We start from the raw sequence: 13,755 nt of genomic DNA on the forward strand, positions 1-13,755 counted from the left end.
GGGTGTTTACAATAAAAGATATTATCACAACCATCACCAATGAAATACAAGAAGTACTCACTAATTTGAGTGAGAAAGAAGTTATTCAATTGGCAGAATTCATTCAGACAGCGGAGCGGGTTTTTATTGCTGGTACTGGCCGTTCAGGTTTGGCTGGAAAAATGTTTGGAATGCGTCTGATGCATAGTGGATATCCCGTTTATATTGTGGGAGAAACCATTACTCCAAGCTTATCATCAGGTGATTTGCTGTTATTGATCTCTGGATCAGGAGGAACCCCTTCTTTACTGCATTATGCTAGAAAAGCCAAAGAGATCAAGGCAAAAGTGGCACTTGTCACCACCAATCCACAGTCAGCTATTGGGGAGGAATGCGATCTAACTGTTCACATTCGGGCTGCAACGAAAAAGCGGTTAGTCTCTGAGCCGAATACAATCCAGCCATTGGGCAGTCAATTTGATCAATCTGCACACTTGCTGCTGGATGCGCTTGTTGTGTACTTACTGCAAACCTATCCTGCTGATCGCAGTGAAAGCAGCTTACAACAGCAACATACCAATTTAGAATAAAGGAGCAAAGAACATGTCTATTATTGAAGGAATCAAACAGGAGAAAGTCGTTGCCGTTATTAGAAAGGCCAATCAAGACAATATCGTACCTATTTTGGAAGCGCTTGCCGATGGCGGTGTGCATCATGTCGAAATAACAGCAGAAACACCTCATGTTACGCAACTAATTGAAAAAGCGGTAAAAGAGGTGAGTACATCGATTAAAGTTGGCGCAGGTACAGTTTTAGATGCTGAAACTGCCCGAACTGTTATGATGGCTGGAGCAGCATTTGTTGTATCACCTACTTGGAATCTGGATACATTGCGATTATGCCAGCGTTATGGTGTAGAGCATATACCAGGTGTACTGACACCTACAGAGATTTCCACTGCCTATGAACATGGCGCCCGAATGGTCAAGATATTTCCGGCCGATGCGGTTGGACCAAACTATATCAAGAATATTCGCGGTCCATTGCCACATGTGACTGCGATGGTCACCGGCGGAATTACACTGGACAACATGCAGGATTACCTGAAGGCAGGCAGTTCTGCAGTAGGGATTGGAAGTAATTTGGTCGATGCGCTCACATTAAAAACAACCGCAGATTATCAAGAACTGACAAATAAGGCTAAAGCCTATCGGCAGCAGGCAGATCTTATAGATAAACAGTAAAGGGGGGAAACAGAGATGAAGGATGTTATTACAATAGGAGAAGCAATGGTTTTGTTTAATCCAGGGACAACTGGTCCAATGAAGTTTGTTGACAGCTTTCACAAAAAGGTGGCCGGAGCGGAATTAAATTTAGTGATTGGCTGTGCCCGTTTAGGCTTAAATACGGGTTATATTAGCCGGTTGGGGAATGATGAATTTGGCAAAGCGATTCGTACGTTTATTAAAGGAGAGGGAATTGATGCCTCGGAAGTATTGCTTGTAAATGGTTATCCCACTTCTCTTAATTTTAAGGAAATATCGGCAGATGGCAGTGTCAGGACTTTCTATTATCGAGATAAGTCTCCCACATTAACCATGACACCGGAAGAGCTGAATGAAGACTACATAAAACAGGCTCGTGTCTTGCACTTAACCGGAATATTTCCAGCTATTGGCGGTCAGAACCGCGACATATTATTTCAAGCGATCAGACTTGCCAAAAAACATGGTGTCAAGGTTGCCTTTGATCCTAATATTCGCTTGAAAATGTGGTCTAAAGAAGAAGCGAGGAAGACACTGCTTGAGATCCTGCCGCATGTGGATATCCTGTTAGCAGGTGATGAAGAAATGGAAATTATTATTGGTGAGAAGGATCCAGCGAAGATTATCGAACAGGTAAAAGGATTGGGAGTACCTACTATCGCCATCAAGCAAGGAGAGCAAGGCTCTGTTGGGTATGATAAGGGGGAGACAGTGATTTCCCCTGCTGTAAAGGCTAGCAAAGTGGTCGATACCGTAGGGGCAGGCGATGGCTTTAATGCAGGCTTCTTATATGGATATTTACATGACTGGTCTTTAGAACGCACGTTGCATTTTGCTAATACAATCGGCTCTATGGTAGTAGGGGTTGTGGGAGATAATGAGGGATTACCTTATTATGAGGATGTACAGGAACGATTAGGCGAGATTGAGCGAGTAGAGCGGTAAAAATAGAAGAAGCCGATGTGTGGAGACATTGGCTTCTTTTTTTGCAAAAATATATGTCGTAAAAACTTGTGGATAAGTGAAGTTTGGACTCTTATTTGTTTCTCCCCATGCTTTCCCTGTCTTATTTTGCTATACTGAAACAATAGATGAAAAAAGGGGGACCTAATATGGCATTTCAACCAAAAGCGATTTGTTTGGATATGGATGGAACCATTTTAAATCATGATAATACGATTACAGAGCATACGCTGCAAGTGATTCAGCAGCTGAGACAGCAAGGCATTCGCGTGTTTATTGTCACAGGCCGTTCATTAAAAGAAGTGTATGATGCAGCACCAGCCGATATAGAGCTGGACGGCTTGGTTACGTCTAATGGTATGATCACTTATAGAGGTAAAGACAAAATAGCGGAGTATGAGTTATCTCCCCGCATTGTGAAAGATGTCATACAACTGGCACAGCAAGATCAGATCTACTATGAAGTACATCCAAATAATCATCATCGCTGGGCTCTGCAGGCGGACTATTCTTACATGGAAGCAATGATCGCCCAAGAGAAACCAGAGGATGTAGGAGTTCATGAGTGGACTGACCGAGTGGCAGCGATGGATGGAGATATCCTTTGGCCGGAGACATATCAAGAACAAAAGGCAGCCAAGCTGTATTGTTTTGCAAGTGATCATGAGCAAATGCAGGCTTGGATTGCGAAGTTAGAACAGCTAAAACAAGACGCGGATTTTACTACATCTTCCTCTTCCCCGCATAATGTCGAAGTAATGGCAGCAGGAATCAATAAAGCAACAGGCATTCAGATATTGTTAGAGCATTATCAGCTGCGACCCGAAGAGGCTTTAGCAATGGGAGACAGTAATAACGATATTCCAATGATGAAATATGTAGGATATCCAGTGGCCATGAAGAATGCAACCAATGAAATCAAGGCACTGGCTGAAGAAATAACAGCTGCTGATAATGACGAAGAAGGAGCCTGTCAGTATTTGCAAAAATGGTTACAGATATAGAAAAGGTGAAAAGTCTCTTTTTGATAGAGGCTTTTCTTTGTTTATGATAGAATAAAAAAACAACATAAACAAAAGAAAAACCACATGTGTAAAGGGAATAGATGATGTGAGGGAAAGGTAAGGTGGATCATGCTAGTAATGGAGCGTCGCCAACGATTGTTAGAGGTGGTAAATCAACGCAAGAGTGTTAGAGTATCAGAATTGGCCAAGCTTTTTTCGGTGACTGATGAAACGATCAGGCGGGATCTGGAGAAATTAGAAACAGAAAAAAAGCTAGCCAGAAGTCATGGCGGGGCAGTAAGTATCGCACCTGCTCAAGAAGAACCAGAGATTCCGGTGCAAGAGCGAGAAGTAATGTATGTAGATGAAAAGCGAGAGATAGCGCAAGAGGCCGTAAAGCATATTGTGAAGTCAGATAAGATACTATTAGATGCCAGTACTACCGCTTGGTATGTGGCCAGAAATTTACCCAATCAAGTGATGACGGTATTAACCAATTCATTGAAGGTAGAACTGGAATTGAGTAAAAAAAGTAATATTACGGTAATCTCGACTGGCGGAACGCTGCAAGGCAGATCTTTATCCTATGTAGGACCGCTGACAGAACGCGCGCTGGATTTATTTCATGTCAATAAAGCCTTTATCTCTTGTAAAGGTATTCACATGGATTATGGGATTAGTGAATCCAATGAACAAGAAGCACATGTGAAACAGAAGATGATTGAGATGACAGATACGGTTTATATTTTAGCCGATCATCATAAATTCCATCAACAAGCATTTGCCCATGTAGCTTCACTTGATAAGGTAAGCCGGATGATTACGGATAGTAAAGCAGAAGAGAGCGATATTTTACTTCTTCAAGAGGCTGGAATAGAAGTAATGAAGGCATTTCAATAATAATGAAGTGCTTTTTTTAAAGAAAGTATATCCAATGTCAGCTAATTTTAGTTATTTGAAGAAGATATAGAGAGCAAGGCAATCGCTGCAGATGACCGTTTCGCTTTTCGATGCGCTAGTCATCGACAATTGACTTTCAATAGTGAGAAGAACCAAAGAAACAAGACAGATAGATCATCCTAGGTGTATAAGACGCGGTGTATCCATTAATAGGGAGGATGCCTCTCTATTGATGGCAGTCATAGTCTATCGAATCAGTTCGTGCAGTTTTTTCACAATCTTGTCTTCAACTGTGTCATCGAATGGAATTTGTTCGTTTGCATAAGGTGCGAGCTGTTGGTTGGCGCCAATCATCACACTGTATGCGGCATGTTGAAACATGGTTTGGTCATTAGCATCATTACCAAAGGCGGTATAGCTAGCCTCTGTTAAACCTAACTGCTGCAGACCACGCCATTTATCTATGCCTTTAGGGCTGACATCTAATACTCCTTCTTCTCCATGGGAATGGACGACAACTTCTAGTTTATGCAGATCTGCTGCTAATTCCTCCATATTATCAGCGGTTAAGATTAATATTTTTAACATGGATGATAGTTGAACTAGTTCCATCTTCTTAGCGCGCTGCTGCGGATCCAGATTTTGCAGAATGGGATGGGAAGAAGGACCAGTATAAGCATAGTCCCAATCACTATCTATTAAATAAGTGGCATGATAGGCCTTGATTAGTGATAGAATCTCTTTTTGAGTATATGAATCGAAATGAGCGATGGAAAGCAGTTTCCCATCTTGATAAGTCATCGATCCATTTCCGCCAATCATGGCATGGCGATGCCAATCTTCCGGCAAAATCGGTAATAAATCACGGATTGGTCTAGCAGAAGCAAATATTACTTGATGGCCTTGCGCTTCTAATGCTAGTAATGCTTGTAATAGTTGTTCAGATACAGGCTTGCCATGGAAACAAATGGTTCCATCCAAGTCAAAGACAAATTTCATTTTACCACTCCAATATAGTACTTATCGCTCATCCTTAGTCTAATATAGTTTCACTGGAAGTCAAGCGTGCTATAATAGAGAAAAATAGACGGTTCATTCACCCTGATTCAACAGCTGCAGGAAGCAGCAACAATGGTGGATGGGAAGTCTTATTCCAGCTTTTTCAGTAGACATATAGGAGGTTTTTAGATTGACAGACGGTAATGATAAAAGAAAACGTTCAAGATTTAATAAAATACTCCAATCCATTGGTTTACAGCAATCAAATAAGGAAGAGAAAACAGAACAAGAGGTGCCTCCAACACCTCAGAAAGACGTCTCTAATGTGATCGATTTTGCAGCGGAGAAAGAGAGGAACAATTCGCAAGAAGGAGAAAAGTGGCTTCGTAAGGCTGCTGAAATGGGTGATACTGGTTCTATGAATGAGCTTGCCTACAGTTTTCTAACAGGCAATGGGCTGCCACTTAATAGAGAAGAAGGAGAGAAATGGCTGCGCCGTTCTGCAGAAGCTAATGATCTATGGGCAATGGTAGATTTAGCTGCAAGATTACTAGATGGAGAAATCGTGGCCAAAAACCCTGAAGAAGGAATGTACTGGCTGGAGAGAGCCGTCGAACGTCGTGATCCGGTGGCTGTGAGGATATTAGGTTACCGGCTGGTGACAGGGATGGGCATAGAACAGGACATTGAAGCAGGTGAACGCATATTACGGCAGGCAGCAGAGGAATTGGGAGAATTGGTTGCAATGCGTTGTCTAGGGATTTTTCAAATAAAAGGTGAATTTCTGCAGAAGAATGTAGAAGAAGGCGAATACTGGCTGAAAAAGGCAGCAGATGCCGGTGAATCAGTTGCTATGAGAGAATGGGGTAAGCATTTGGTAAGAGGACTGGAATAAGTGCGACATATACCGATCAGACAAACACCTGAACGCAGGGAGCGTCAGGTGTTTGTCTGATTTTATTTAGTTGGCAGAAGTTTCTGCTTCATTTTCTGCCCATTGTTCTTGCTTCATGGCAACTCGCTTGAAGGCCTGATAGCAGATTCCCATGATGATAAAGGTTGGTACACTGCCGCAGAAGAAGACCAGTGTAGCTGGGAAGCGAAGCATTAAATATACAACAGCAACCGAACCAACCACTATCGCAATATTATGCAACGGATGAATCAGCATAATCAGAAAGGCATTTTTCCAAATTTGCAGGAATTTCAAATCATAATGGACGTAAGTCGGAATAACGTATACCATGATTAACGCAAGGGCAATCATAGCAACATATAGTGGTATTTTGATAGTGTTAAAGAAACTGCCGGCATCCACGGTTAATAAGAATGTTGTATTGATAAAAAAGACAAAACCGATGAAATAGAATATGAGGCCAAACAAGTTACTTTTCAAAAATTCTTGCTTGTAGGCTTGCCAGAAAGTAGTGAAGACTGGCAGGTCTGTATCTCCCATAATCCATTTTCTTGTAATGGTGAACATGGCTATTGTTGCTGGAAATAGTCCAAAGACAATCAGCCCCAACAAGGTGAAGCCAAGCCAAAGAATATTAATATAGGCAAGTCGTGTAATCCATTCTGTAATAGCAAACAGTGTATTTCGCATTGTTTTCTCTCCTAGATGAAATAATATACACTTATTCTAACATAAATATGGTGTGATTAAAACGCTGTCATTTAGTTTATCGCAGTGTAACTGGCTGTAAGACTCCCACTTCAAGCAATAAGTGAATACGTCATGTCTAAGTGGGAGATCCAACAGCCAATAACGGCCCGATTGGTTCAACTAACGTTCAGTGGGGAAAAAACCCCACTGAACGAAGTTTCACTTTATCCAAGAGTTACCTTTTGGCAGTCGAATCACAGGTGAGAAACTTCTATCGAGCTCTTCTTACTCTTTACTATTTCGAATCGGTGTTAAGGCATGATAAAATAAAAAGAAGAGAGGCTGTTGATATCAATAGGGGTAGGGGTGTCTGCTAAGACATACTGGTTTGATGAAGGAGGTAAATCATGAATCAGTTGTACATAAAACAGAAGGTGTTTAGTCTAAGTGAGAAATTCACCATCAAGAATCAGTCAGAGGAAGATGCTTATTATGTGGAAGGCAGTTTTATGCGAATTCCCAAGACTTTTTCTATTATGAATCAACAAAGAGAAGAAGTCGCCTTGATTACAAAAAAGGTGTTCAGTTTTTTACCAGTTTTTTTGGTTGAAGTGGATGGTCAAGAGGTATTAAAAATTAAGAAAGAATTTTCTCTCTTTAAGCCGCGCTATACGATTGATGCAGCAGGTATTGAAGTGCGCGGAAACTGGTTGAACATGAACTTTCAAGTCTATCAGCATGGTGAAGAGGTTGGGGAAGTGAGTAAGGAGTGGTTCACTTGGGGTGATAGCTATAAAGTTCAAGTATGGAAGGACGAGATGGAGACCATCATGATTGCACTTGTTGTTGCCATTGATTGCGTAAAGGCTGATCAAGCGGCCAATTCATCAAATGCCAATTAAAATGAGAACTTAATTGTATACACGGTTTAGAGTAAGAGGAGTTATAGGGATGACTTTCTAGAAAATGTGGCTGTTGCACAATTAGGTAATGATTGTGCAACAGCTTTTTTTTATCTATGCACTAACACATGCAGATCGACTGAGCGTATATGATGATCCCCCGAAAAACTGCATACCATCTATAGACATAAGTATTTGTAGTTAGTTCGATTGACTTCTGGACAAAGAAAGCTGCAGATGTTTCAACTTATGGAAGATATCGTGAGTAAGGCAGCCGCTGCGGCTGACCGTTTCGCTTTCCTAGGGGCATGCTCTTCAGCTAACTTTCGCCAAGAAGATCACTTGACAAAAGTGGATCTTCAGATCATGCGAATCCCTCAGGAGTCGAAACGGTCATCCTCCGCTGTGGTTTGATTCTACAACGTTTGGGAGTCTTACCATGTGAGAACATCTTCTGTTAGTTCCTCAAGGAATGATAAAAGGATAACAGATGTTAGGATAATGACATGATGTGGATCAAGCTTAACTATTATGGCTGGGGTAACTCAGGATAGCTGACCATCATGTTGTTTCATTGATTGTAAGGAATGAAAGGAACTTTGATAGTGATGTTATCCATTTCCCTTTATAGAATGTTTCCATAAGAAGTAAACAGATAAGCTGTTCTAGGGACCATACAGTCATGATGCTATTTCTTGCATAAAGTGTAGAACTATTTTTCAGCGCAGGCCAACCGCGAAGACTTCTGTGGGAACAGCACGGGGTGAAGATCCACTTGAAAAATGCTCTTCTTTTTCAAGTTAGCTGATGCCGTGCCCACGAAAAGCGAAGTGGTTGGCCGGAGCGAATCTTTGCACCCTTATTCAGTCAAAATAATGACATGGCAAAAGCAATAAGGAAGAACTGATTACACAAGGATAACAAGGTGTATGTGTTTGTTTATGTGTATGAAAGTTGAATATAAATCAAGCAGAATCATCTAATACACAAAAGCTGCTGCAATATGCAATATTTACATTTTGCAACAGCCCCAAGCTGAACAGGTATTTATCCAACCCACGCTGAACGAAGTTTCACTGTGTTACCCTTTGACAGATCCCATCATACCTGCAACAAAGTGACGCTGCATAATGAAGAAAATAATCGCTGTTGGCAAGGTTGCAATAACAATAGCTGTCATAATTACACCGTAATCAGGAGAGTAACCAGATCCCAAGTTAGAGATCAATAAAGGGATGGTTTGGTTACTTGGCGACTGTAAGACTACTAATGGCCATAAATAGTTATTCCAGCTATTCATAAAAGCAATAATCGCAGCTGCCGCATAAGTAGTTTTCATCGTTGGGATATAAATGCGGAAGAAGATCCCTATCTCGCCTAAACCGTCAATGCGGCCTGCTTCTACTAATTCCTTCGCAAACATCTTTGTGTTCTGTCTGAACAGAAAGATGAAGAAGGCAGTAATAATCGTAGGTAACAAAGCTGCTGCCAGTGTATCTATACCGATCAGCGGTGCATGAGCTGAGATTTGGCCAAAGAAACGATAGAGCGGGATCATAATCGCTGCAAAAGGTATCATCATCGATAATAATAAGATGTTAAATACGATATCTTTGCCTTTGCTGCGGTAAATCTCAAATCCGTATCCTGCAAGCGAACCGATTAGTAAAGTCAGAATGGTTGTAATCGCTGCAATGACAAATGAATTCCATAGTGCAGTACCTAAATTAACGGTTTCAAACAGCGTACGGAGATTTTCTAATAAATGAGCGCCGGGAAGCAGCCTTCCTTGTGTTACATCCACTGATTTATTCGTTGTACTGACAACCATCCAAAGGAAGGGAAAGATACTGATAAAGGAGGCCACACCAAGAAAGGCATATGTGAAAATACGTTTAAATTTCTTCAATCTCGATCACCTGCCACTTTAAATTGAATGATAGATAAGATGACTACCAAGAACACAATCACATAAGATACGGTAGCAGCATATCCGAAGTCTGGCGTATACTCAAACGATAAGTTGTAAATATACATCGATATCGACAGGGTGGCGTTACCAGGTCCGCCGCTAGTGATGTTCATGACCTCATCAAATAATTGTAAGGTTCCAATTGTTGACATAATCGATGTAAATAAGATAATCGGCTTCAATAATGGAATCGTAATAAAAAAGAACTGCTGCAGGGCAGAAGCGCCATCGATTCTAGCCGCTTCATACATCGATTTATCAACATTCTGTAAAGCAGATAAGTAAAAAATCATATTATACCCTGTCCAACGCCAGGTAATCGCAATGATAATCGTAAATTTGGCCAGAGTAGGGTCATTCAGCCATTGTAAGGGCTGGTCAATGATATTTATATTTAACAAAAAACGGTTCACTAAGCCATCTGCTGCGAATAAATATTTAAAGACGACGGCATAGGCAACCAAAGAAGTCACCGCAGGTAAGAAAATAGCGGTTCTGAAAAAGCCTCTAAACTTTAACGTAGGATCATTTAGTAACACAGAAAAGATTAGAGCGAACAGAATCATTACTGGTACCTGTATCAATAGATAGATAAAGGTGTTCGTTAATGCAGAGGTGAATGTAGGGTCATTAAATAACCGTATATAGTTATCAAATCCAACAAACTCAAGGCTTGCTCCCATTCCGGATTGAAAAGATAGGATCAAGGCCTGCACCATTGGATAAAAGTAAAAAATACTGATACCAATAATCGATAATAGAATAAACCCCCAGCCGATAAAACCAGCATGAAGCCTGCGGGGTTTCCACTTTGCTTGATCGTTTATCGAAGCCAACGTTATAACCTCCTTCATTTTACCGATAACGTATAGAAAGGGATTCCCATATAGAGTAAGCCTCTATATGGGAATATAGGGATAGCTTTATCTGAATTGGTTTTCTGCTTGGGTTTGTGCATCAGACAGCACATCTTCGACAGATTTCCCATTTAACATTTGCTGAAATTGTTCTACTAAAATATCAGAGAGTCCATACGTATTTAGTCCATAGTTAACGGCAGGCACGTCTTCCATCCATTCTGATAGTTCAGAAATAAGCTGCTGGCCGCCAAAGAATTCATTTTCAAACTGATAGCCTTCACTTTCTGCTGCTGGAATAAATGTACCTAAAGCTCCTACTTCCTGTACTAAGTCGTTATAGAAATCAATGTCAGAGCCGAATGTCGCTCCCAAGAATTCAGCTGCTGCTTCTTTTCCATCGATATTCAGTACATAGAAGGAACTGCCGCCATTATTGGTTGCATTGACAGAACCCTCTGTACTTAAGCGAGGGATTGGTGCCATTTTCCATAGTCCTGCTTGTGACTCTTCTGCTTCAATACTAGGGACAATCCAGTTACCTGTCGGTACAGTAGCCGCCTCGCCGCTATTAAAGGAAGCTAAGAAGCCACTCCAATCGTTGTGTAAGCTTACAAGATCTTGATCGACTAATTGATGTAAAATTTCTAAACTTTCCTTTAAGGCTTCATTATTTTCTAAGTTGATTTCTCCATCTTCGGTTGTAAACCAAGTACCTGCTGATTGAATCATCATCCGTATAATGCCAAAGTCACTCGGATCAAATGAGAAAATAGGGTGTCCTGTTTCTTCTTTGACATCTTTAGCAATATCGATATACTTTTCCCAAGTAATATCGACAAGGTCCTCATGAGTGTAGCCTGCTTCCTCTAAATAATCGCTTCGATAAAATAATCCTGTTACACCTGTATCAAAAGGCAGTCCATATTGTTCTCCATCTAAACTAGTTGGAGGTATCTTGTATTCGGCAAAGTCTTCTGTATTAAAATAATCACCAAGAGGATAGAAGGCATCCGGATAAGATTGCAAGAAACTTTGTGCACGTTGATCTTCAATCAATACGATATTTGGCATACCGTTCATCGTTCCAGAACTTAACCCCGTGTTCAGTCGTTGTACGATATCATCTTGTGCATTTTCTTGGATTTCTAGTGTGAAACCTTCTTCCTCATAATGCTCTTCTGCTAAATTTATGGCAGCGATATTAAAGTTTGGATCCCATGCCCAGACTACAATACTGTCACTGTTTGTGCTACCGCCTTCATCACTGCCAGATTCATTATCATTGCTGGAACATGCAGCCAGAATAAATACTGTAAAACACGTGATTAATGCCGTGCTGATCCATTTGTTTCTATTTTTAATCATTTGTGAAACCCCCTGTAAATTGTGTATTTAACATAATTGAATCCGCTTTCAACCATGTTGATCCTATCTTAGCAAAGAAAAGCTAAAAACCTCTAGGAAGATTTTTAGCAAAAAATAAGACTATTTTTAGGTGTCTATTTTGACAATGGTAAAATCTTTAGGTTTGGTAATTTCTTTAGTTAGGCAAGGATGGGCAGCTTGATCGTAACATTTGTACCTTGTTGCGGCTCACTTGTTACGGTAACACCATACTTATTGCCGTATAATAGCTGGATTCGTTCATGCACATTTTTGATGCCGATACCGCTGAATAATTGTTTTTTGTTCTTTAAATGAGCAAAATCTCTGGTCTGCTCCATACCATCTCCGTTATCTATTACTTCACAGACAAGCATGTCTTGTTTCTGAGCAATTAATATTTTGATAAAGCCTTGTTTCTTATCGACAAAGGCATGGAAGAAGGCATTCTCAATAAATGGCTGAATAATCAGCTTTGGTATTTGTAAAGACAGGCAATCCGGTGATACTAAGAAGTTCACTTGGATTTGTTCCCCATATCTGGCATGGTTAATTTGTACATAATGGCGTAAGGTTTCTACTTCCTCTGCCACTGTCGTTGTTTGATCGACTGTATTTAAAGAGGCCTGTAACATCGAGATAAAGGAATCCATTGTCGTAAGCGCTTTGTCGTTTTGTTTTTGTTTAATCATAAACTTGATCGACGTTAGTGTATTATAAATAAAATGTGGATTAATCTGATGCTGCAGAGCGGTTAATTCGGCCTTACGCTGTTTTTCTTGTGTATTCAGTAAGATATTGACATAGTCCTGTAGCTCATTGAGCATATAATTGAAGGCAATGGCAATTTTTTTCGATTCATAGCCCCCTTTAACCGGCAATGCCCGTGTGAACTGATAACGTGCCATGTCGGAGATATTATGGACGATATTACTAATTGAAACCGTCATTTTTCGCAAGGTGAGAAACGAGAATATCAGGGCAATTAAAGTAATAGTCGCACTGATAAACAGAATTTCCCGTGTGTTGATTAAGTTGCTGGTAATCAGTTCGTGATCAATCAAATTAACAAGATAGATATCTAAGCTGGGAATGTATTCGGCGAAACAGAGATAATTTTGACCCAAGACATTGACATCAGAATATCCGCTTAGTTCGTCCTGATCAGCTTGGACATGATGGAGTAAGCTGGTTGCATGTTGACCTAATAATTCTCCTTTGCTGCTGGAAAAAATAGTACCTGTTGCATCCATCAATAGAATGTCATTACCTTCTGATGTATACCCTTCATAGAGGCTTCGCAAATCGTTCTCGCGTATTGATAGAAACAGATAGCCGAAGACATTGTTGTTTTGTTGATAACGTAAGGCCTTGGAGGCAATAAACATTGGAATATGATTAGTGATCTCAGACGACTCAAATTGATAGGTTATATCATGTTTATTGGCTTGTGCCCGATTGGTCAGTTCATGCTGTAATAATTCTTCTCCCGCTACATCCCAATTTACATAATTGGTGGTGAAGGTATCCAGGTAGTTAGCAAGCAGGACAATGTTGGTTTCTCGTGGTTCTAAAATGGCATGAATTTGTTCGATTTCTTGCTGAATATGGTAAAATGCTTGCGATTTTTCCACAGCTGAGCTGGGATTATTATGCAAATACTGTTTAATAACAGGATTGGTTTCTACCTCTTTGGAAGCCAGAAGCAGCGAATCACTAAAGGAGGTCAGCTGTGCTGAAATATGACGAATGCTTTTGGTATTCGTCATGCTGAAAGTATCGATAAATAATTGACTGGACATGCGAATATTGCTAAAGGTGATGAGCAGGGCAACCGTGCCAATACTAAGAATCATCACCAAGAATATTTTTAAGAATAGTGCATTGCGGTAGATAAGCTTCTTTATTTTTTTCAACTGGG

13 protein-coding genes are annotated in these 13,755 nt (G+C 40.5%); 7 read left to right on the forward strand and 6 right to left on the reverse strand.

The window, feature by feature from the left end:
* Positions 1 to 2: 2 nt before the first annotated feature.
* From hxlB to JOD18_RS20145, 5 genes are all read left to right on the forward strand, one after another.
* A complete protein-coding gene (gene hxlB / locus JOD18_RS20125; RefSeq protein ID WP_338029582.1) occupies positions 3 to 569 on the forward strand; it encodes a 6-phospho-3-hexuloisomerase in 567 nt (188 codons plus the stop codon).
* A 13-nt stretch (positions 570 to 582) separates the two neighbouring features.
* Positions 583 to 1,224: a bifunctional 4-hydroxy-2-oxoglutarate aldolase/2-dehydro-3-deoxy-phosphogluconate aldolase gene (locus JOD18_RS20130; protein ID WP_204670921.1), complete on the forward strand. Its 642-nt coding sequence runs from the start codon at positions 583 to 585 to the stop codon at positions 1,222 to 1,224.
* Positions 1,225 to 1,239: 15 nt separating this feature from the next.
* Complete coding sequence (locus tag JOD18_RS20135; RefSeq protein ID WP_204670922.1) at positions 1,240 to 2,190, forward strand: sugar kinase; 951 nt, start codon at positions 1,240 to 1,242, stop codon at positions 2,188 to 2,190.
* 167 nt (positions 2,191 to 2,357) lie between these two features.
* Positions 2,358 to 3,212: a Cof-type HAD-IIB family hydrolase gene (locus JOD18_RS20140; RefSeq protein ID WP_204670923.1), complete on the forward strand. Its 855-nt coding sequence runs from the start codon at positions 2,358 to 2,360 to the stop codon at positions 3,210 to 3,212.
* Between the two features lie 129 nt (positions 3,213 to 3,341).
* A complete protein-coding gene (locus JOD18_RS20145) occupies positions 3,342 to 4,112 on the forward strand; it encodes a DeoR/GlpR family DNA-binding transcription regulator (protein WP_204670924.1) in 771 nt (256 codons plus the stop codon).
* A 246-nt stretch (positions 4,113 to 4,358) separates the two neighbouring features.
* Here JOD18_RS20145 and JOD18_RS20150 read toward each other — a convergent pair whose 3' ends face one another.
* Positions 4,359 to 5,111, reverse strand: coding sequence for an HAD-IIB family hydrolase (locus JOD18_RS20150; RefSeq protein WP_204670925.1), 753 nt, complete (start codon positions 5,109 to 5,111; stop codon positions 4,359 to 4,361).
* A 190-nt stretch (positions 5,112 to 5,301) separates the two neighbouring features.
* On the opposite strand from JOD18_RS20150, the gene JOD18_RS20155 reads away from it, so the two are divergent.
* Complete coding sequence (locus JOD18_RS20155) at positions 5,302 to 6,006, forward strand: tetratricopeptide repeat protein (protein ID WP_204670926.1); 705 nt, start codon at positions 5,302 to 5,304, stop codon at positions 6,004 to 6,006.
* A gap of 66 nt (positions 6,007 to 6,072) precedes the next feature.
* Here JOD18_RS20155 and JOD18_RS20160 read toward each other — a convergent pair whose 3' ends face one another.
* Positions 6,073 to 6,717, reverse strand: a complete 645-nt coding sequence (locus JOD18_RS20160; protein WP_204670927.1) for a YesL family protein — start codon at positions 6,715 to 6,717, stop codon at positions 6,073 to 6,075.
* 407 nt (positions 6,718 to 7,124) lie between these two features.
* On the opposite strand from JOD18_RS20160, the gene JOD18_RS20165 reads away from it, so the two are divergent.
* Positions 7,125 to 7,619, forward strand: a complete 495-nt coding sequence (locus JOD18_RS20165; RefSeq protein ID WP_204670928.1) for an LURP-one-related/scramblase family protein — start codon at positions 7,125 to 7,127, stop codon at positions 7,617 to 7,619.
* Between the two features lie 1,081 nt (positions 7,620 to 8,700).
* On the opposite strand, the gene JOD18_RS20170 is transcribed toward JOD18_RS20165, so the two are convergent.
* The 4 genes from JOD18_RS20170 to JOD18_RS20185 form a co-directional block, all read right to left on the reverse strand.
* The gene (locus JOD18_RS20170) at positions 8,701 to 9,528 is read right to left on the reverse strand and encodes a carbohydrate ABC transporter permease (protein WP_204670929.1); all 828 of its coding nucleotides are present in this window, start codon (positions 9,526 to 9,528) and stop codon (positions 8,701 to 8,703) included.
* Positions 9,525 to 10,433, reverse strand: a complete 909-nt coding sequence (locus tag JOD18_RS20175; RefSeq protein WP_420827813.1) for a carbohydrate ABC transporter permease — start codon at positions 10,431 to 10,433, stop codon at positions 9,525 to 9,527. Before JOD18_RS20175 ends, JOD18_RS20170 begins: the two co-directional genes overlap by 4 nt.
* An 81-nt stretch (positions 10,434 to 10,514) precedes the next feature.
* On the reverse strand, positions 10,515 to 11,816 hold the full coding sequence (locus JOD18_RS20180; RefSeq protein WP_204670931.1) for an ABC transporter substrate-binding protein: 1,302 nt from the start codon (positions 11,814 to 11,816) through the stop codon (positions 10,515 to 10,517).
* A 179-nt stretch (positions 11,817 to 11,995) separates the two neighbouring features.
* Entirely contained in the window at positions 11,996 to 13,750 is a 1,755-nt protein-coding gene (locus JOD18_RS20185) for a sensor histidine kinase (RefSeq protein ID WP_204670932.1), read from the reverse strand.
* Positions 13,751 to 13,755 lie beyond the last annotated feature (5 nt).

The sequence above is a fragment of the Gracilibacillus alcaliphilus genome (genome assembly GCF_016909015.1).
Taxonomy (GTDB): domain Bacteria; phylum Bacillota; class Bacilli; order Bacillales; family Amphibacillaceae; genus Gracilibacillus; species Gracilibacillus alcaliphilus.

What these genes read in the sequence shown, in the direction of transcription:
- JOD18_RS20140 (WP_204670923.1), top strand. Translation starts at nt 2,358, where the DNA reads ATGGCATTTCAACCAAAAGCGATTTGTTTGGATATGGATGGAACCATT.
- JOD18_RS20145 (WP_204670924.1), top strand. Translation starts at nt 3,342, where the DNA reads ATGCTAGTAATGGAGCGTCGCCAACGATTGTTAGAGGTGGTAAATCAA.
- JOD18_RS20165 (WP_204670928.1), top strand. Translation starts at nt 7,125, where the DNA reads ATGAATCAGTTGTACATAAAACAGAAGGTGTTTAGTCTAAGTGAGAAA.
- JOD18_RS20180 (WP_204670931.1), bottom strand. Translation starts at nt 11,816, where the DNA reads ATGATTAAAAATAGAAACAAATGGATCAGCACGGCATTAATCACGTGT.
- JOD18_RS20160 (WP_204670927.1), bottom strand. Translation starts at nt 6,717, where the DNA reads ATGCGAAATACACTGTTTGCTATTACAGAATGGATTACACGACTTGCC.
- JOD18_RS20150 (WP_204670925.1), bottom strand. Translation starts at nt 5,111, where the DNA reads ATGAAATTTGTCTTTGACTTGGATGGAACCATTTGTTTCCATGGCAAG.
- JOD18_RS20135 (WP_204670922.1), top strand. Translation starts at nt 1,240, where the DNA reads ATGAAGGATGTTATTACAATAGGAGAAGCAATGGTTTTGTTTAATCCA.
- JOD18_RS20130 (WP_204670921.1), top strand. Translation starts at nt 583, where the DNA reads ATGTCTATTATTGAAGGAATCAAACAGGAGAAAGTCGTTGCCGTTATT.